This window comes from Pleionea sp. CnH1-48, assembly GCF_024124665.1.
Lineage (GTDB): Bacteria > Pseudomonadota > Gammaproteobacteria > Enterobacterales > Kangiellaceae > JAMXSB01.
Genome location: NZ_JAMXSB010000002.1, coordinates 507,246 through 527,228 on the forward strand (window position 1 = coordinate 507,246; position 19,983 = coordinate 527,228).

Genomic DNA, 19,983 nt, shown 5'->3' on the forward strand with positions numbered 1-19,983 from the left:
CGAGAGCTTTTTTAGTTTCGATTAAACGTAACCTTTATTTGTTACGGTCTTCGATATCTACCCACGCCAGATCTTCTGGACCAGTGTAGTTTGCACTTGGGCGAATGATCTTGCCATCAACACGTTGTTCCATAATGTGAGCAGCCCATCCAGTTACTCGAGAGATAACAAAGATAGGTGTAAACATGGCCGTTGGAATGCCCATCTGATGGTAAGAAACCGCAGAGAACCAATCCAGGTTCGGGAACATTTTCTTTTCGTCCCACATAACTGTCTCTAAGCGCTCAGCGATGTTGTACAAGTTCATGTCGCCCTGCTCTTCTGACAATGAATTTGCAACGCGCTTAATGACTTCATTACGAGGATCAGAAACCGTATACACTGGGTGACCGAAACCGATAACGATTTCTTTACGACCGATACGCTCTTTAATGTCAGACTCAGCTTCGTCTGGATTACCGTAACGCTTTTGAATTTCTAATGCGACTTCATTAGCACCACCGTGCTTAGGTCCGCGTAATGCACCGATAGCACCCGCTACCGCAGAGTACATATCTGAACCCGTACCCGCAATAACACGGCTAGTGAAGGTAGATGCATTGAACTCGTGCTCTGCATAAAGAATCAAAGAGATATGCATCGCTTTAACCCAAGACTCACTGGGCTCTTCACCGTGTAACAGATGTAAGAAGTGACCACCGATAGAATCGTCTTCTGTTTGCACATCAATACGAATACCATTGTGGCTGAAGTGATACCAGTACAATAACATTGAACCAAAGCTTGCTAACAAACGGTCAGCAATGTCTTTTGCATCCGATGCATTGTGGTCATCTTTTTCTGGCAAAACAGTCCCTAATACAGAACAACCCGTACGCAATACATCCATAGGATGGGCGGCTGCAGGCAAGCACTCTAAGGCTTCTTGAACAGCTAACGGCAAACCACGCATGGCTTTTAATTTGCGCTTATAGTTACTTAACTCAGCTTTCGTTGGCAAACTGCCATGGATCAACAGGTAAGCAATTTCTTCGAACTCGGCTTTCTCTGCAAAATCTAAAATGTCATAACCGCGATATGCTAAATCGTTACCAGTACGACCAACAGTACACAACGATGTGTTACCAGCAGCAATGCCTGATAACGCTACGGATTTTTTCGCCTTAGGTAATACTTGTTCCGCCATTTTATTTCTCCTTATTTTGTGCAAATAGCGAGTCTAACTTTTGCTCATAGCTATGATAGTTAAGATAGTCGTACAACTCTTCTCGAGTTTGCATGATATCAACTACATTACGCTGATGACCGTCGTTTTTAAGTGCTTCATAAACGTTAATCGCACCTTTATTCATAGCGCGATAAGCACCACAGCAATAAAGCACAATATCAACACCCACTTCGCCTAACTCAGGTGTTGAGAATAATGGGGTTTTACCAAATTCAGTAATGTTCGCCAGAATCGGAACCTTAACAGCCGCTTTAAATTCTTTGTATTGTTCTAATGTGTTGATGGCTTCAGGGAAAATCATATCGGCACCAGCTTCGACACAAGCAATCGCTCGTTCAATCGCAGCTTCCATTCCATCAACCGCTAACGCATCGGTTCGTGCCATGATAACAAAGTCATCATCAGTACGAGCATCAACGGCCGCTTTAACACGATCTAACATTTCTGCTTTAGAAACGATTTCTTTACCAGGACGATGGCCACAACGTTTTGCAGCAACCTGATCTTCGATGTGACAGCCTGCGGCTCCCATTTTAGATAGCGCTTTGATCGTTCGGGCAATGTTAAATGCGCCACCCCAACCGGTATCAGCATCAACTAACAAAGGTAAATCACAAACATCGGTAATACGACGAACATCGATCAGAACATCTTCTAGTGAACTGATACCGAGATCAGGCATACCCAGTGAATTAGCAGCAACGCCACCACCCGACAAATAAATAGCCTGATGACCTACGCGCTTTGCCATTAATGCAGTGTATGCGTTAATGGTTCCAACGACCTGTAATGGTTGGTTGGCTTCAACAGCAGCTCTAAAACGTGCGCCTGCACTTAGTGTTTGACTCATAGCGATTTCTCTTTCTTCGGTTTTCGTTCACAAGCCAATCCAAAATAATAACGGACTTCATAAAACATCAACATAGCGTCTCGGGCTTGTGCCTTGATTATGTTTTATTAGCACCCGCCCAATTCAAAGTTATCTGTCCCAACAGCCAACCTTGAAATCGATACTGTCTGTTACTTTTATCTCGCTATTATTTTGGTCTGACTTTATACCCGTTACCTGGAGCCACCAGTGACTCCTGGTAAAACAGCCAGCAAAGAGTGCTCGCACTCTTCATTTGGTTACCAGTTTTAATTCGTGTAACCGCGAAACAAAAAAATGACAACTCTACCTGTCGCCTTTCAAGTTGCAGCGGTGTTGGCTGCGCGCGCTCACCCCAGTCACTTAGTACAGCTAAGCTCAGGGGATTCGCTTGCTGGCCGCCTACCTGCACCTTGAAATACTTTAGGTGTACTAAGCCATTTCTTCTATTTTAACTTTCCAGATAGCAGGTCCAGTTTTATGGACTGACTCACCCGCCACATCCACCGCAACCGTCACTGGCATATCTTTTACTTCAAACTCGTAGATAGCTTCCATTCCTAGATCTTCGAAGGCCACTACACGAGATTGTTTAATCGCTTTAGACACCAGATACGCAGCGCCACCAACAGCCATCAGATAAACGGCTTTGTTGTCTTTAATAGCTTCGATTGCCACATCACCACGCTCAGCTTTACCAATCATACCTAATAAACCGGTTTTTTCGAGCATCATACGGGTGAACTTATCCATACGGGTTGAAGTCGTTGGGCCAGCAGGACCGACAACTTCATCACCTACCGCATCAACAGGGCCAACGTAGTAAATAAATTTACCATTAAAGTCGACACCATCGGGTAATGGCTCACCTTTGTCTAACAATTCTTGAATACGCTTATGGGCAGCATCGCGACCGGTTAAGATTTTACCGGATAGGAGTAAGGTTTCTCCCGGCTTCCACTCTTGAACGTCAGTCGCCGTAATCTCATCTAAATTCACACGACGAACATTATCACCTACTTCCCAGGTCACTTCTGGCCAATCGTCCAGACTGGGTTGCTCTAATTCTGCTGGGCCACTGCCGTCTAATGTGAAATGCACATGACGTGTCGCTGCACAGTTAGGGATCATCGCCACTGGTAATGACGCTGCGTGGGTTGGGCAATGGTTAATTTTAATATCAAGAACCGTTGTTAACCCGCCTAATCCTTGTGCACCAATGCCCAGCTTGTTTACTTTCTCAAAAATCTCTAAACGCAGTTTTTCGGCAGGTGTTTCTGCGCCTTTTTCGAGTAGCTCATGAATGTCCACAGGCTCCATTAAGGATTCTTTTGCCATAACCATGGCTTTCTCGGCCGTCCCACCAATGCCAATGCCTAGCATACCTGGAGGACACCAACCTGCTCCCATCTTAGGAACTGTCTCTAATACCCAATCCACAATCGAGTCGTTGGGATTCAGCATTACAAATTTGGATTTGTTTTCTGAGCCGCCGCCTTTCGCCGCAACATCAACAGTAACGGTATCACCGGGCTCCATACTGATGTGAACAACAGCAGGTGTGTTATCGCGGGTGTTTTTGCGTGGTCCCATCGGATTGGCAACAACCGATGCGCGTAACGGGTTATCCGCATTTTGATAAGCACGACGAACACCTTCATCAACCATTTCTTGAACGGTTTGATCGGTGTCCCACTGAACATTCATTCCGATTTTTACAAACGCAGTCACGATGCCCGTATCCTGACACACAGGACGGCGGCCTTCAGCTGACATACGAGAGTTAATTAAGATTTGAGCGATTGCATCTTTTGCGCCTGAGTTTTGTTCTTTTTGATAGGCTTCATGCATCGCATCGACAAAGTCTTTGGGATGGTAATAAGAAATAAATTGCAGTGCACTTTCTACACTGTCGATAAAGTCGGCTTTTGTTATCACCGCCATTTGGGTCGCCTCCAAAAATGATATGGGGAAGTTGCGGCTATTATATTGCACCGCACAACCTTACAATAAAATTGACGTGGGTTCAACGCTTAGGAAAGAAACTCTGGTATTATAGCTGACTCATGTCGCTGAGACAGCCCCTAATCGACGGCTTGTATAAAAAAGAACACAAAAGAATCAACATGTTGGAGCAAGTTTGAGCAGTCTGCTATGACCACCACCCCTACACATATCAATTTGGAATATTTAGGCAGCGATTCGCGCTTTTTTTATTTTGAAAAAGTCGTTGATCAAGCGTTTGCTTTATTACTCGACAGCGGTGGAAACTTTACTGCCGATGCTCAACCATTAGCCAAAAACAATCGCTACGATATTATTTTAGTTGAGCCTGCTGAAGTATTAGTCAGCCAAGATAACGAACATAAAATCATCGACTGCCAGAGCAAAAAAGAAACCATTATTGATGATTGTTTTGCTCAAATGAGTCGATGGCAAAAACATTACGTTGACACTAATAACCTTAATACTTTTGCTGACTCTTTGCCTTTTAATGGCGGGCTAGCAGGCGCTTTTGCTTACGATATGGGGCGGCAATTAGAACAGCTCCCACAACAAGCGGCTAACGAATTACCGATTGCTGATTGTGTGGTGGGTTTGTACCTCTCGGCACTAATCATTGATCACCAAAAGCAGACCGTTACTTTATATAATTTTGCCGAGTCTGCTGAGAATTTTGAACGAATAGTTCAGTATTTTTGCGGCACTCGACCTCATTGCTTTGAATTCCAACTAACCAGCGATTGGCAGTCAAATATGAGTGCCGATGATTACTTTGAGCGTTTTCATCAAGTCAAAAATTATATTAAGTCTGGTGACTGTTATCAGGTTAATCTGGCGCAAAGATTCAGCGCTTCTTTTACAGGTTCTGCCTGGGCCGCCTATCGTCATTTATCGGATAAAAATAAAGCGCCTTTTTCGGCTTTTATGAATATTCCTGACGGACAAATATTATCTTTGTCGCCCGAACGTTTTTTGCAAATTGCAGGGCGACAAGTTTTGACGCAACCCATAAAAGGAACGCGTCCTCGTTCTGACGATCCCAATATCGATAAAGCATTGGCAGAAGAACTGGCAAGCAGCGAAAAAGATATGGCTGAGAATGTCATGATTGTCGACTTGCTGCGCAATGATTTGGGGCGAACCGCCACACCCGGCAGTGTTAAAGTGACGGAATTATTTGGTTTATACAGCTTCCCTTCTGTGCATCATTTAATTTCTACCGTCGTCTCAGAAATCGACGAAACCACCAGCGCAGCAGAAGTGTTAAAAGAGTCTTTTCCGGGTGGATCAATTACCGGAGCACCCAAAATTCGCGCCATGGAAATCATAGAAGAACTGGAGCCCCATCGTCGGCATTTTTACTGCGGCTCTGTCGGCTACATCGACTTTCAGAATAATATGGACACTAGCATCACTATACGAACACTAATCTGTCATAATGAGCGTATATACACTTGGGCAGGTGGCGGACTGGTTGATGACTCACAACAACAACTGGAATACGAAGAAACCTTCGCTAAATTAAGTCGTATATTACCCGAGTTAAATCATCCTTTGTGTTTTAATAAGGAATGATTGTTTTATTATATAGCCAAAGTATTTCAAGGCGCAGCGCTGCACCTTGAAAGGCGACGGGTATAAATGGGGAGTTTAACGAATCACCAATGAATGCATTTGTTACTGAGTTAAAAAATAAATTTGCTGCGTTAGATCCGGCACAAATATCCGCGGATCAGCCCCATTCACGTTTTGGACATGATGTTTTAAAACCCGCTGCAGTATTGGTTCCGCTAGTAGATCACTCCACCAACGAGCAAATTAACTACAATGTGTTACTCACGCGCCGCGCCAGCCATCTAAAACACCACGCAGGCCAAATCAGCTTTCCTGGTGGCCGTTTCGAACAACACGACCTGCATTTACAACAAACGGCACTGCGAGAAACTCACGAAGAAATCGGTATTCCCCACTCTGATGTAGAAATCATTGGTACGTTGCCTCAACACGAGACAATTACGGGCTATATGATTACCCCCTTTGTCGGCTGGCTAAAAGCTGACTACTCTCTAACGGTCGATGCAGGCGAAGTGGCCGAAGTGTTTGAAGTGCCTCTGTCTTTTATCTGTGATCCCCAAAATCAACGCATAGAAACACGGCAGTTTGAGGGTCGCGAAGTGAACTTTTATGTCATTGAATATAATGACTATTGGATCTGGGGAGCAACGGCACGCATTTTGGTCGAATTTGCTAAAATTTACAACAGCTTGGACCAGTTCTGATCCCCCTCCTTCTTATCGCTAAAAGTTCTGTTGTTATAAGCACAACATGATAGAATTCAGGCACTTTTTACGACTGATCACGCATTTCTATTAGGGTTATTGAACCAGCCATATAAAGGCTTGGATAAACCACGTTGATCAGATGATTAGCTTGAATAAGGTAGTTCCTCTTGGCAATCAGTACATTTGAATTATTTACTATCGGTATCGGACCATCCAGTTCCCATACGGTAGGCCCTATGCGTGCAGCACGACAGTTTGTGCTCGATTTAAAAACCCAGCAATTGTTGGCTTCTTGCGCTCGTGTCAAAAGCGATTTATATGGTTCGCTTGGCCAAACTGGTAAAGGCCACGGCAGCGATGTTGCCTGTTTATTGGGCTTGGAAGGTGAACGCCCTTCGCTACTCGATCCCGACACGGTACCCGATCGCTTAGAGCGTATTCGGGGCCAGAAAACCCTGATGGTAAATGGCGAGCAAGCGGTTGTTTATAACGAGAAGAAAGATCTTATTTTTCATCGCCGCGAAACGTTGCCAATGCATGCTAACGGTATGCGCTTTAGTGCCTTTGATGCCAACGGTGACATTCTGTTAGAGAAAGTCTATTACTCTGTTGGTGGCGGCTTTGTTGTCAGCGATAACAAAGATGCAGATGAACCTTTTGTCGAAGATCAAACCCAACTTAAATATCCCTTTAAAACAGGTAATGAACTCTTAACGCTCACACAAGAAACAGGGTTGAGCATATCCAGCATTATGTTGGAAAACGAACAAGCCTGGCGCAGCGAACGACAGGTGCGCGAAGGATTGGTTCATATCTGGGAAACCATGGAGCAATGTGTGCTTAGAGGATGCCAACGAGAAGGGATTTTGCCAGGCGGACTTAAAGTAAAACGTCGAGCTCCATCACTCTATCGCAAGCTCAAAGCCACTCAAGGCAACACCGATGAGTTATCGGTGATGGATTGGGTGAACTTGTACGCCCTTGCTGTTAATGAAGAAAACGCTGCCGGTGGCCGTGTTGTTACGGCTCCTACCAACGGTGCTGCGGGTATTATTCCTGCCGTCCTTTATTACTTTGTGCAGCACTATAGTTCGGGCGAAATCGATCAGGATGCGATCGTACGCTTTTTATTAACCGCCTCTGCTGTTGGTATTTTATATAAAGAAAATGCGTCTATATCCGGTGCAGAAGTAGGATGTCAAGGCGAAGTGGGTGTGGCCTGTTCTATGGCCGCCGCTGCTTTAACCGAAGTAATGGGTGGTACGCCAGAGCAGGTAGAAAACGCTGCCGAGATTGGTATGGAGCATAATCTTGGATTGACCTGCGATCCTGTGGGTGGTCTGGTTCAGGTGCCTTGTATTGAGCGTAATGCCATGGGGTCGATTAAGGCGATTAATGCGGCGCGTTTGGCGATGCGTGGTGATGGTAGTCATAAGGTGTCGTTGGATAAGGTGATTAAGACGATGCGTGAGACCGGTGCCGATATGAAGACTAAGTATAAAGAGACTGCTCGTGGTGGGTTAGCGGTTAATATTATTGAGTGTTGATGTTTTTTGGTGGGCCTGATGGTTGTTGGGCTCACTCTATTTTTTGTTCTTTTTTTAGATATTTTTTCTTTTACTCTCCTACTCTTTTGAAAGTATAAATTTCGCCGATGGCGACATCCTTTGCCAAGAGCTGCGAAGGACGCAAAACGCCCTGGGTCGCTGCGCTGGCATTTGCTCGTCTGGGATTTTATGGTTTGAGTATGTTTGCTAATTCTGAAGTGATTTTTTGATCTTGTCTGTGCCAGGGAAATTTCGATCTTCCTTTGTGTTTTTGTTTCGTTCTTCTTCCTTAGCTTTGAATTGTCAGACGACTCCATCGTGACGGAATGATGCCGGAGGCCTCATCTTTGGAACACCGCCCTTTTTCGCCTCTTTTGTGGGCCGACAAAAGGGGCTCGCCTAGCAATACCCAAAGGGCATAAGGGCGAAAACCTGCGGGCTGAATTAAATTAGGATTTTTCGTTTGGAGTGATAAGTTAATTGAGAAAATATTCTTTTACTTTCTACTCTTTTGAAAGTGCAAGTTTCGCCGATGGCGACATCCTTTGCCAAGAGCTGCAAAGGACGCAAAACGCCCTGGGTCGCTGCGCTGGCATTTGCTCGTCTGGGATTTTATGGTTTGAGTATGTTTGCTAATTCTGAAGTGATTTTTTGATCTTGTCTGTGCCAAGGAAGATTCGATCTGATCTTGTGTTTTTGCTTTGTTCTCTTTCTTAACTCTAAATTATTAGGCGACTTTTTTGTCGCTGAAGAGAAAACAATAAAAATTAACCAGAAAAAAGGCCGATAACATCGGCCTTTTTTTACCTCTCAGGAAGAACAATATCCGGAATCAACCCGTTTACCTCATTAGGCGATCGACAACGCATGATCTTTTGAATCAGGTCGCGATCAAGGTGCGGTGCAAGCATGCAAATAAAGTCCAATACATACTTGCGGAAGAAGAAGTTGCGATGGAAAGCAATGCGAGATCGTAGTGGTGGGAATAAATGGTCCACTTCGATAAGCGTCAGGTCCTGATCTTCTTCTGGGTTGTAGGCCATACGAGCAATAATGCCAACGCCCATTCCCATGCGGACATAGGATTTAAGAATTTCTGAGTCTGATGCAGAGATCACAAAGTCTGGCTCAAGGCCATTTTCGCGGAATATTTTTTCAATGGCAGTGACTCGACCATCGGTGGCTAACTTCGCTAGCAGTGGCATGCCTGCAATTTTTTCCAGAGTGACGCTGGATTCTCGAGTGAGCGGATGGTCGTTTGGAACCACCAGACACTGATGCCACAAAAAGCATGGTGCCATGACTTTATCGCTGAACCATTCTTCTTTTTCGCCGAAGATGACCAAGTCTATCTCTCCATGATCGAGCATGTGGTCGACATGGGAGTTGAGGCCTTGATGCAGATGCAGCCTCACATCGGGATATTGACGAGTGAAGACTTCGACAAGCGAGGGTAACAGGTAGCGAGAAAACGTATGAGTGGTCGCAATGCGCAAAATGCCTTTGTCTTCGCAGACATAGTCATTAGCGATATCCTGGATTTTTTTGGTTAACTGCAGTATTTCAGTGGTGACCTCCAATATCCTCACCCCAGCGGGCGTGATATTGGTTAAGTGTTTGCCACTGCGAGTAAAAACCTGAACACCTAGTTCATCTTCTAGTAACCTTATTTGTTTGCTAATCCCGGGCTGTGAGGTGTATAAACTTTCAGCCGTTTGAGAAACATTTAAATCGTGACGCGCAACTTCGTAGATATACTTGAGCTGCTGGAGCTTCATTCGCTAACTCCCTCGGCTAGTTAACAAGCTGTTTTATATTCCAACATATTATTAAGAATAGACATAAACACAGATTTCACCACCTAGCATTCAATTACTAGACAATACATCTCATAAGATAATAATCCCTACGACTATTCCATCAAGTATTTACAAATGAGATTTTTAACACGTCTCGCTATTACCACTTGCCTACTTCATAAGAAAAATAAGCGGCAGAATGGTGCTTTACAATCAGTATACTCTCTTTATTTTAGTAGATTGATTAAAAACCAACCACAATATAAGCGGCTTTGATTATTTATTAGTCTATAAAAATGCTACTAAGTCTATCCAGATATGAGTTTCACGGGAAACATCAACATCTTACAAACAGAGTTATTCACAGACAACTTTATTCTGCGTTAGCAATACCATGGGGTACATGGCCAGCGGTCACAATATGCTCACTCGCTGAGTTAACATGATCATGTTGATCATCAAAAAATACATCAGCACCATACGCCTTCAAAAACTCCCCTTTACTCAAGCCTCCCAAAAATAGAGCTTCATCAATACGTATGTTCCAGCTGCGTAAGGTTCGAACGACGCGTTCATGTGCGGGCGCAGAACGTGCTGTAACTAACGCTGTGCGGATGGGGCACTCAGACTCGGTGAAATCTTTTTGAATACCATGCAAAGCCGACAAAAAGTTCTTAAAAGGTCCGCCTTTCATAGGCTCTCTAGCTGCGGCTCTCTCATTATCAGAAAACGCCTTAAGCCCTTGTTTTTTATATATTTTCTCTGACTCGTCCGAAAACAAAACAGCATCACCATCGAAAGCAAAACGCAACTCTTGCTGATGTTCGTTCCCCCCATCTGGACGCCCACCGGACATAATGGTTGCTGCTGCATAACCGTTTTCTAGCGCTCTACGCACATCTTCTTTGTTGGTAGATAAAAATAAGTGGGTTCCGAATGCCGATACGTATTTATAGGGTGTACGGCCACTGGTAAATGCCGCTCGGGTAATATCCAGGTTATGCGCTTCAATAGAGTTAAAGATCCTCAGCCCTGTATCGGCACTGTTGCGAGATAGCAGTATCACCTCAACTTTGGGCGTATCTCGCCCTAAATCATTTAATGCCAATAGTTTTTTAACCAGACCAAATGCCGCCCCTGGTTTTAGCAATTCTTCTTCATGATCGATCTGATACTCAGAGTAGGATCGAACACCATCATTCATAAAAATTTGATGGCTTTCTTCCAGATCAAATAAGGCTGTCGATGAGATAGCTACAACCAGCTTATCTCCTAATGAATTCGCCATTGACGCATCCTTCACAAACTTAATAACAATGCCCTAATAACACCGAACAAAGCAAAAATACTCATAATATTAAAAGATTAGGGCCGATGTACTACAAATCTAATTTTGCAACTATACTTTTGGAAGTATTAACGGACAAGCATTATTACGCCGTCATATCCAATCCAACATTAATTTTTGGCGTTTTAACTACAAGACAAAAACTATGCAGGATTATAGTAAGAAATCAGTATTAATTATTGAAGACTTTACCGAATTTGCTCGTTCGGTCAAAGCCATGCTCTCAGAAATCGGAATTACAAAAGTTGAAATGGTTAATAATGGAGAGGCTGCTATAAAAACCTGCGAAAAAACCAGCTTCGATATTATTTTGTCGGATTACAATCTGGGTAAAGGCAAAGACGGAATGCAGGTGCTCGAAGAATTGCACTTTCGCAAACGCATTCGAAGCGATACTGCATTCATTATGATCACAGCAGAGAACTCTCAAGAAATGGTCATGGGTGCTTTAGAACATCAGCCCGACGCTTACCTGACCAAACCATTTAATAATGCTATTTTGCGCTCACGGCTCGATAAAGTGCTGGGAAAAAAAGCCGTATTAATGCCCATATTTAAAGCCTTTGATAAAAGAAAATGGCAGGCAGTCATTACCCATTGCGACGACATCGCCTCGGTTAATCCAAAATATAAAATGGCTTGCCTACGTTATAAAACGCGCGCCCTCGAACAATTGCGTCAATGGGACGACTTAATCGACATCTACAACACGCTATTACAAGAACGTCCCCTACCCTGGGCCATCATCGGTCAGGGCAAAGCTTACATGAGAAAAAAAGACTTTGATCAGGCACACAGCATTTTTCAAGACGCCATCAAGCAGTTTCCAATGCTACTAGAGGCCTATGATTGTTTAGCCGAATGTCAGCTGCAACAAGGCATGGGCAAAGAAGCTCAGGTCACTTTGGAGTCAGCCATCAAGAAATCCCCCAGAGCCGTCAAACGACAAAGTAAGCTGGGTGATGTGGCCGTTGAAAATGAAGACTTTGGTGCTTCATCCAAAGCCTTTAAAAAAGCCGTCAAATTAGGACGTTTTTCGGTCCATAAAAACCCAGACAGCTACGTAAAACTGGCCAGCAGTGTCGTCCATCAGCTTGATGCGGGTGATCTTGAAGGGCAAAACCTGAAAGCCGCTGTAGAAGACACCGAAAAAGTCATGAAAGAATTTTATGACAGCTATTCTGGTGATTCGGTGAGTAATTTAAGAGGTTCTGTTGTTGAAGCTGGTTTTCTAAAAGCCCAGGGGAAAGACGATGCTGCCAATAAAAAAGTTGAGCGAGCCAAAGAGCTCTATCAACAATTAGATACCATGCTACCAGCCGATAGCGGTCTGGAAGTAGCTCAAGGGTTAAAATTTATGGGCGAGGAAGAGATTGCTGAGTCGATTCTAGCGGAAACCATAGAGCGAAATTTTGAAGATGCTCGCTTTATTAAAAAAGCCTCTGCGTTTGTTAACGATAAATCCATCCTTGAAAAAGGTAAAAAAGCCAATCAGTTAAACACGCAAGGCATCAAGCTTTTTGAACAAAAAAATTATGACGAAGCCATCCAACAATTTGCCAAAGCAGTAGAACAAGCTCCCAAAAATATTGGCATCATATTAAATGCCGCTCAGGTACTGCTTAAAGCGCATCAATCGAGTAAGAACACGGACTATTTAACTCAATGCGAGAACTATTTGGGTTCTATTCAGACGTTACCACAACAAGATAAACGCTATCAGCGTTTTTCTGAACTGCAACGCATGACCCGACTTTTACAGCAACAGGAAACCCAACAAGGATGACAGCTCCCAAAGAACCCATTTTTGCGCTGGTTCTGGCTTCTGCCGTACACGACATGAAAAATTCCTTAGGGATGCTCATGGGAGCCATCAGCCTACTTAATAATAAGTATCCTGTTAAAGACGAAGATGATAAGCAGCAGCTTTCTGTTTTTCAGTACGAAGCGACACGTCTCAATAGTGCCCTGGTTCAGTTACTTGGCTTGTATAAAATCGAGAAGCAACAACTGACTCTTAATTACCAGCACCACAATCTCGAAGACTTTGTCACAGATTCAGTACTGCAACATGCACCTCTGCTGGAGCACAGCCATATTACTGCCAATATCGATGTTGATGATGAACTGGACGGCTTTTTTGACGGCGAGTTGATCTCCAGTGTACTCAGCAATGTAATTGGCAATAGTATTCGTTACACTAAAACCCAGCTTTTAATCTCAGCTTTTTATGATAATGGCATCATGATTCAGGTGGCTGATGATGGACCAGGCTATCCCAAATCCATGCTCGATAAGCATTATGATTTTTCTTCATGTATCAACGCCAAGACAGGCAGTACGGGCCTTGGCTTGTATTTTGCGGCCGAAATTGCAAAGCTGCATATACACGATGGTCAGACCGGAAGTATCAAGATATTTAACGGTGCACCGCTAAATGGAGGGGTGTTTCAAATTAAGATCCCTTAATTTCTCGACAAGTGAAGAATTTAATTCATAATTAAAGCGTAACTCATTGAAAATAAGTTATTAAATTATGGGCACAACACTAATTATAACGGCGGCAGCATTACTGCTTATTCTGGGTATCGGGATCAGTGGCTATATCCAGATGCGAGAGCACAAGCGCGCCGAAAAACGCGCCAAAGTAGCGAAACTAAGGTACAAAGCCCGTGAGGGCCAAGATCTTTATGATCGCTTCTATGAGTACCCTATTGGTCCCGATGCACGTATCGTTATTTTGCAGTACATTATGCAAAACCTGAAAAAGGCGCTGGATGTCGATCCAGACCAAAGTGATATCCAGACATCTATAGAACAAATTCAGGCAAAAATAGACTCCCCAGAAGCCCCTTCAGATAAAGGCTCAGTTAAGCTTCCTAGTGATCCCACTGAGATTGTTGCTTTAATGAATCGCGTTAAAGGTGTTATTCAGTACATCAATAAAATTGGCAAAGTACCAGGTATTGATATCAACCATGCGAACAAAGGCATACTTCACTTAAAGAAGCTTTATATCTTTATGCAAACTCAGGCTCAGGTGACCGTTGGAAAAGAAGCCATGGCAGACCATAAGTTGCCACTGGCCAAACAGCATTTTAATAATGCAAAGCAACTCCTACTCAAACAAAACATCACCGATGAGAAGACTCAAGCTCTGTTAGATGAATTGCAGGAGCTACTGGATATTGTGGCGACAGAACAGCAAAAAGAAAGAAATGAACGTATTGGTAAAACGGAAGAAACCGAGGAAGCCGAAGAGGAAGAATCTTCAGATTTGTTTCAACCGAAAAAGAAGTGGTAGCAATCGACGCGGCTTAAGCGCTTTTGCTACCTAACTGAGCTAATAAGTTATTCACGTCTTTAAATAACTCACGATTTTTTTCGTCAATGTCTGCCAGCTCTTCGTGAGCCACTTTTACCGTATCACTCACTTCATCTAAAGAAAGCTGCACAGGCTCTAGCGGCTTTGCAGCCACCGTTGATGATAACAATGGGTTCTCCCCTGTCATCTTAAACACCTGATCGAAACAAACCCCTAAGAGAATATCTCGAACCGCAGGATCAACAACATAGAGCACCGGCATGTCGAGAGACTGGTTGCGACAACGTTTTGCCACCATAGCCAAAATGCCTAAGGCAGTACTGTCCAATAAAGTAACCCTGGACAAATCGAGAATAAAAGGCTGGTCATCCACCTCCAACCGCTCAAGAAACTCATGCAAAGGCATGACATCCTGATAACGCACATCGCCTTCTAGGCGCAGCACATGGTGGTGTTGAATGACAGCATATTCAATTTTTGAATCATTCATGATCACGTTTTCTCAAAATTAAAATAGAAACATCGTCAGGTAAACGTTCCAAGCCCCGTACCGATAACAAGTCGACGATATCAGAGGCTTGATGGTGATGCTCGAGTTCCAGCTCCAATAACGAGCTCTCAGAAAAATCACCGTCTTTAAGCTTAATACACTCCAAAACACCATCAGAAAACATAACCAACGAAAAAGGCTCTTCCAGCGATAACGAATGACTTTCGTAATTAACCCAGTCAAACATACCCACAGGAAACCCTCGCTCCTGCAATATTCGTCGTTGTGTTCCCTGTATCAATAGAGGTCTAGGGAAATGCCCGCCAATAGAATAAGTGAGCTGATGCTCATGAGTATCGACAACACCAAAAAATAGCGTCACATATTTTTCGAGATTAGCTTTAATGAGCTCTTGGTTCAAAAAGTTTAACACCCTGTCTGGATGCAAAATGGTGTCGTCGCGATTAACTCGATAATCTCGTAAGGGTTGGTTCAATAAACTTTTTAACATCATGGTGACAAATGCCGATGCAGAACCATGACCAGAAACATCGGCGACATAAAATCCGATATAACGTGAATCAATTTCGAAATAATCTAAAAAGTCACCGCTTAAATCTAAGGATGGCACCACGGTATGAGAAAACTCATAAGCGCCCAATTGAGTATAGGGTTGTGGTAGCAATTGAACTTGAGCACGACGCCCTGCTTCTAGATCTTGCTGCAGAACATTCAAGTGCGAACGTAGCTCATTGTTAGCATCTTCAAGTTCTTTTTTATAACGCAAGTTTTCAGACTCTAGCCGTTGTTTGCTAAAAGCCCCTTCGACCGCATGTTCTAACACCGCCAAATCAGATATAGGTTTAATAAGATAGTCAATGGCACCTAAACGTAATGCTTCAACCACATCGTTTATCAAGCCTGCGCCAGAGATCACAATAACAGGAGTGTCAGGAGAAATGCGCGTAATGTTTTCTAGAACTTTCATGCCATCCATACCTGGCATTCTCAGATCACACAAAACCAATTGCGGTTGTTCACTTTCAAAAAGCCGAACGCCGTCTTCGCCACAGTCAGCTTCTATGACGTCATACCCACAATCTTCCAGAAAAACAACAATGCTTTGCCGAACCAGATCGTCATCATCTATTGTCAGTATTTTTTGAATTTGATCCGCCTTTTTTAATGGGTCATTTCTATTTGAGAATAGCGTGTCCAATTGGAAGTCTTCTCAATTTATTTTGGTATAAATGTTGTATAGCACAATGGTAGGGTGATTCAACGTTTATTTTTACATTATGCTGCAAAAAACTGGGTATCCAGTTTGCATACTAAACCGATGCAAACGCCTATAACCACCGCTTTACCCTTTTAGTCCTCTCTACAAGCCCTTTATTACACGGCTTTGAGCAAATATAAGTGTAACATTGTGATTGACCTGATTCCTATAATTACCTACTATGCAAAAGGATTGTTAACTACTCGTTAGCTGATTGGGGTTATATATTATGTCGTCGATCCAAAGAGAATATGAAGAAAAGCGTGATTACATCCGTATGTTCGTTGATGCTTCGGTTGAAATTACAGATCCTATCACTGGTAATACGTTTAAAGGAGATAGCAAAGACTTAAGCGCCACTGGCGTTGCCTTTGTTACAGATAATCCTTTTGACATTGGGCAAAGACTGAATGTAAAAATCAGTTCAACCCAATCAAAGCTTGCTCCACTAGAAGCTGATTTTACCGTAATGCGTGCAGACAAACTTGATGATGGTCATTATCATGTTGCTGGCTCTATTGGAAACGTCAATTAACGATTAAATTGCGTTAATAAAAAAGCAGGAGAATAAACAGACCCGCTTCAACAGCTCCTGCTTTAATTCATTTAAGATATCTATTCATAGATGTCTCGTGGCCCTCTCTCCCTCTGATTTTTCTTCCAAAATATTTTTAAAAAGCTTAACTGCTTCTCCACCACTCTGATAAATCATCAACTCTTTTTAAAACCATCAGGCAATAAAAAAGGCTTCTATAAAAGAAACCTTTTTACTCAAGATAAAAACGAAATAACTATGGATTAACAGTCTTCATATTCTGGATCACAATCAAAATCGTCTTCAAAGGGTAAATCACCGTCGTACACTTTAAAGCGACGGTTTTGCAAATACGCATCACGAACAAATGCGTATTCATCGATGGCGCTTTCTAACTGTGATTCTAATTCTAATAGAGCGGCACGTCGTGTTAGCAAACGCAGGCCTTTTAAACCATACTCGGCAGTTTGATCGTCCAGATAAGACAGAGGATCTAGATAATTATCGGCAGGAATCGATGCAGTATCTCTTAAGGTTGAAGGCCCCAAGAATGGTAGCATTACATAAGCGCCAGGTCCGACTCCCCAGGCTCCTAATGTTTGTCCAAAATCTTCATCGTGTTTTTCGAGTCCCATGGCCGAAGCAGGATCCAGCAAACCTGCAACTCCGAGTGTGGAGTTGACGGCTAATCGCCCTAAATCGCTGGTGGCATCCAGCAACTTAAACTGCAATAGATTGTTAACGAAATTACCCACGTCACCAATGTTGGCAAAGAAATTATCAATTCCCGTCTCAACAGGATCTGGCGTCACAGCCTGATAGCCTCTCGCCACTGGCTGAAGCACATTTTTATCTAACGCGCGGTTAAAACCATAGATAGAACGATTAACATCTTCGAAGGGATCGTCAGGATTATCTCCCGTAGAGGCACAACCGGAAAGGGCAACGATCATTAACCCTGCAATGATTTTTTTCATATTACTTTTCTAATGATTAGCGAAATTAAACACAGTGTATAGAGGCTAGGTCTCGTCATCAATAGCCTCCGGCAAATTTCATCGTCTAGTGGCTGTCGGCCTTTCGTTGACTGTCTCTGTTGTGACCCAAAAGGTCAACAGCGCCTAGAGTCCAGCAGACTAACAAATAAAACTGAATTTAAGCTGAACTCAAAAAGCCGAGGGTTAGTGCTTTAATCCTAAAATAATATCTCGTTGCATCAATTGCAGAATGGTATTGAGTCCATTGCTCATGATCACGCCTTCCTCAAATTGAGGCAGTTGAGAACAAAGTCGCTCAAGAATCATACTGGTTTTATCTTCAGGAAACTCTTTAATCAGCTGTATCAACTGAAAAGTAACGGCGTTGATCTCCAAAAACTCAATATCGTCTTCTCGATCACGATAGACCACATAAAACGAAGGCTGGGCAGGCGCTTCTGTTGGACTGTAATCCTCACTGATGTGGTGCACATCAAACTCGTAGGCCAAGGGCCAGGCAACGGGAGAAAAAGCCAACTTATGGTTAAGAATATCGTTGGAATCGACAAGCTCAATCTCATCTATCTCATGGGTATCAATATAGAGCGCCAACTCTACCCACTCATAATGAGCCAGTTCGGGCAAAAAAGGATACTGCTTGTACAACTCAAGCCTATTGTCTTCAAGAAACGAAACAAACTCTTTGGATATCTCAGCAAAATAGGGAGTCTTCGCTTGGTGAGAGGCAAAGAAGGTGCGAACCAGGTGGTTCCACTCATCCTCTTCTAACAAAGAATGCAGCACCGGAAAGCCAGATTTGATAAAGCCTTCTACATTGCTATAAAACAAATTGCGATAAACCTCCATGCGCCGCTCTTCGACGTCTTGAGGCTTATCTTTTTGTTCAGGATCACGAATATGCGCTGCAAACTCATACTGAGCCTGCTGAAAGGAAGGCATACTAGCCATGGCTGACCTGCTGTTCGGCGATTAAGGATTGAGACACTTTATCTTGAATATCTTTAATTTTTTGGACTTCTGCCAGTAGCTCGTCCATGGGAGGAAAATTAAAGTCTCGCTCTAACAAGGTCGGAAATACGCCAAACTCTTGATAGGCAATCTCTAATAGTTTCCACACGTCTGGCTTAACGTCAGCGCCGTGAGTATCCACTTTTAAATCATCCGCCTCATCATAGTGTCCGGCGATGTGCCCATAGACTACGCGATCGCCTGGCATGGATTTAAGAAACTCAACAGGATCGTAACGGTGATTAATGGAGTTGACGTAAATATTATTAACATCCAGCAAAAGCTGGCAATCCGCTTCTGCGATCACAGCATTAATAAAGTCAATCTCTGACATTTCTTGGTGAGGTGCCGCATAATAAGACGCGTTTTCCATCGCAATAGGACGCTCAAGAATATCTTGAACCTGACGAATACGATCAGCCACATAATGCACGGCCTCTTCGGTAAAAGGAATCGGCATTAAGTCGTATAAATGACCATCGTCACTGCAATAGGTTAGGTGTTCGGTATAGCACTCTACGCCGTGCTCATCCATTAATTGCTTAATGGCTTTGACCAGTGCGGTATCAAGCCCCGCAGGACTGCCAATGGATAAAGACAAGCCGTGGAATACAAAAGGGAATCGTTCGGTAAACTTTTTGAAGTCTCGCCCCATCGGACCGCCAATGCCAATCCAGTTTTCGGGTGCAACTTCCATAAAAGAAACAGGGTCAAGATGGCTCTCGGCCATCTCCGCCATCAAATCACGGCGGAGACCAAGACCAGAGCCACTAACGGGATAAGTAGATGTCATTAGATTAGTATCTAAGAACTAGCAGTCTATGAATTAACCGCCACACTTACCTTCGCCACATTTACCTTCTTTACCTTTCTTTTTGTCGCCGCCGCATTTGCCTTCGCCGCACTTACCTTCTTTTTTACCTTTCTTGTCGCCGCCGCATTTGCCTTCGCCGCACTTACCTTCTTTTTTGCCTTTCTTGTCGCCGCCGCATTTGCCTTCGCCGCACTTACCTTCTTTTTTACCTTTCTTGTCGCCGCCGCATTTGCCTTCGCCGCACTTACCTTCTTTTTTACCTTTCTTGTCGCCGCCGCACTTACCTTCGCCGCACTTGCCTTCGCCAAGAGTTGCAACCTGGTAACCACCTGACATGTCTGTTAAACCGAAAGGATTAGCATCTGCATTAGCAGAAGTCACTGTTAAAGAAGCCGCTAATGATGCACCAACTAACGCAGCCAATTTATTCATATCTTTGTTCATAACAATCTATCTCC

At 43.5% G+C, this 19,983-nt stretch carries 20 protein-coding genes; 9 read left to right on the plus strand and 11 right to left on the minus strand.

The window, feature by feature from the left end:
• Positions 1-34: 34 nt before the first annotated feature.
• From prpC to NH399_RS04725, 3 genes are all read right to left on the minus strand, one after another.
• Entirely contained in the window at positions 35-1,186 is a 1,152-nt protein-coding gene (gene prpC, locus NH399_RS04715) for a 2-methylcitrate synthase (RefSeq protein WP_253037313.1), read from the minus strand.
• 1 nt (position 1,187) lies between these two features.
• A complete protein-coding gene (prpB, locus tag NH399_RS04720; protein WP_253037314.1) occupies positions 1,188-2,078 on the minus strand; it encodes a methylisocitrate lyase in 891 nt (296 codons plus the stop codon).
• A gap of 450 nt (positions 2,079-2,528) precedes the next feature.
• Positions 2,529-4,040 carry a fumarate hydratase gene (locus NH399_RS04725; protein ID WP_253037315.1) on the minus strand — a complete coding sequence of 504 codons (1,512 nt, stop codon included), beginning with the start codon at positions 4,038-4,040 and terminating at the stop codon, positions 2,529-2,531.
• Positions 4,041-4,250: 210 nt separating this feature from the next.
• Here NH399_RS04725 and pabB point away from each other — a divergent pair, with 210 nt between their 5' ends.
• The 5 genes from pabB (at position 4,251) to NH399_RS25380 (ending at position 8,584) form a co-directional block, all read left to right on the plus strand.
• Complete coding sequence (pabB, locus tag NH399_RS04730; protein WP_253037316.1) at positions 4,251-5,675, plus strand: aminodeoxychorismate synthase component I; 1,425 nt, start codon at positions 4,251-4,253, stop codon at positions 5,673-5,675.
• Between the two features lie 89 nt (positions 5,676-5,764).
• Complete coding sequence (locus tag NH399_RS04735) at positions 5,765-6,379, plus strand: CoA pyrophosphatase (RefSeq protein WP_253037317.1); 615 nt, start codon at positions 5,765-5,767, stop codon at positions 6,377-6,379.
• Positions 6,380-6,549: 170 nt separating this feature from the next.
• The gene (locus NH399_RS04740; RefSeq protein ID WP_253037318.1) at positions 6,550-7,929 is read left to right on the plus strand and encodes an L-serine ammonia-lyase; all 1,380 of its coding nucleotides are present in this window, start codon (positions 6,550-6,552) and stop codon (positions 7,927-7,929) included.
• 107 nt (positions 7,930-8,036) lie between these two features.
• On the plus strand, positions 8,037-8,159 hold the full coding sequence (locus tag NH399_RS25375; RefSeq protein WP_256489285.1) for a hypothetical protein: 123 nt from the start codon (positions 8,037-8,039) through the stop codon (positions 8,157-8,159).
• 302 nt (positions 8,160-8,461) lie between these two features.
• A complete protein-coding gene (locus NH399_RS25380) occupies positions 8,462-8,584 on the plus strand; it encodes a hypothetical protein (protein ID WP_256489286.1) in 123 nt (40 codons plus the stop codon).
• Positions 8,585-8,732: 148 nt separating this feature from the next.
• Here the strand turns inward: NH399_RS25380 and NH399_RS04745 are convergent, their stop codons facing one another.
• Positions 8,733-9,707 (minus strand): LysR substrate-binding domain-containing protein, encoded by a 975-nt coding sequence (locus tag NH399_RS04745; RefSeq protein ID WP_253037319.1) that lies wholly within the window; start codon positions 9,705-9,707, stop codon positions 8,733-8,735.
• Positions 9,708-10,101: 394 nt separating this feature from the next.
• Positions 10,102-11,016, minus strand: coding sequence for a 5'-nucleotidase (locus NH399_RS04750; protein ID WP_253037320.1), 915 nt, complete (start codon positions 11,014-11,016; stop codon positions 10,102-10,104).
• A gap of 205 nt (positions 11,017-11,221) precedes the next feature.
• Here NH399_RS04750 and NH399_RS04755 point away from each other — a divergent pair, with 205 nt between their 5' ends.
• The 3 genes from NH399_RS04755 to NH399_RS04765 all read left to right on the plus strand — a co-directional run bounded on the left by NH399_RS04755 (position 11,222) and on the right by NH399_RS04765 (position 14,380).
• Positions 11,222-12,862, plus strand: coding sequence for a tetratricopeptide repeat-containing response regulator (locus NH399_RS04755; RefSeq protein ID WP_253037321.1), 1,641 nt, complete (start codon positions 11,222-11,224; stop codon positions 12,860-12,862).
• A complete protein-coding gene (locus NH399_RS04760; protein WP_253037322.1) occupies positions 12,859-13,545 on the plus strand; it encodes a sensor histidine kinase KdpD in 687 nt (228 codons plus the stop codon). Before NH399_RS04755 ends, NH399_RS04760 begins: the two co-directional genes overlap by 4 nt.
• A 67-nt stretch (positions 13,546-13,612) precedes the next feature.
• Positions 13,613-14,380 carry a hypothetical protein gene (locus NH399_RS04765; protein ID WP_253037323.1) on the plus strand — a complete coding sequence of 256 codons (768 nt, stop codon included), beginning with the start codon at positions 13,613-13,615 and terminating at the stop codon, positions 14,378-14,380.
• Positions 14,381-14,393: 13 nt separating this feature from the next.
• On the opposite strand, the gene NH399_RS04770 is transcribed toward NH399_RS04765, so the two are convergent.
• Complete coding sequence (locus NH399_RS04770) at positions 14,394-14,891, minus strand: STAS domain-containing protein (protein ID WP_253037324.1); 498 nt, start codon at positions 14,889-14,891, stop codon at positions 14,394-14,396.
• Entirely contained in the window at positions 14,884-16,110 is a 1,227-nt protein-coding gene (locus NH399_RS04775) for a SpoIIE family protein phosphatase (protein WP_253037325.1), read from the minus strand. Before NH399_RS04775 ends, NH399_RS04770 begins: the two co-directional genes overlap by 8 nt.
• Positions 16,111-16,399: 289 nt before the next feature.
• On the opposite strand from NH399_RS04775, the gene NH399_RS04780 reads away from it, so the two are divergent.
• Positions 16,400-16,705 carry a PilZ domain-containing protein gene (locus NH399_RS04780; RefSeq protein WP_253037326.1) on the plus strand — a complete coding sequence of 102 codons (306 nt, stop codon included), beginning with the start codon at positions 16,400-16,402 and terminating at the stop codon, positions 16,703-16,705.
• Positions 16,706-16,968: 263 nt separating this feature from the next.
• Here NH399_RS04780 and NH399_RS04785 read toward each other — a convergent pair whose 3' ends face one another.
• The 4 genes from NH399_RS04785 to NH399_RS04800 all read right to left on the minus strand — a co-directional run bounded on the left by NH399_RS04785 (position 16,969) and on the right by NH399_RS04800 (position 19,969).
• Entirely contained in the window at positions 16,969-17,682 is a 714-nt protein-coding gene (locus NH399_RS04785; protein ID WP_253037327.1) for a VacJ family lipoprotein, read from the minus strand.
• A gap of 204 nt (positions 17,683-17,886) precedes the next feature.
• Positions 17,887-18,651: a DUF2063 domain-containing protein gene (locus tag NH399_RS04790; RefSeq protein ID WP_253037328.1), complete on the minus strand. Its 765-nt coding sequence runs from the start codon at positions 18,649-18,651 to the stop codon at positions 17,887-17,889.
• Entirely contained in the window at positions 18,644-19,504 is an 861-nt protein-coding gene (locus NH399_RS04795) for a DUF692 domain-containing protein (protein WP_253037329.1), read from the minus strand. The genes NH399_RS04790 and NH399_RS04795 overlap by 8 nt, the downstream gene beginning before the upstream one ends.
• A 33-nt stretch (positions 19,505-19,537) precedes the next feature.
• A complete protein-coding gene (locus tag NH399_RS04800) occupies positions 19,538-19,969 on the minus strand; it encodes a hypothetical protein (protein ID WP_253037330.1) in 432 nt (143 codons plus the stop codon).
• Positions 19,970-19,983 lie beyond the last annotated feature (14 nt).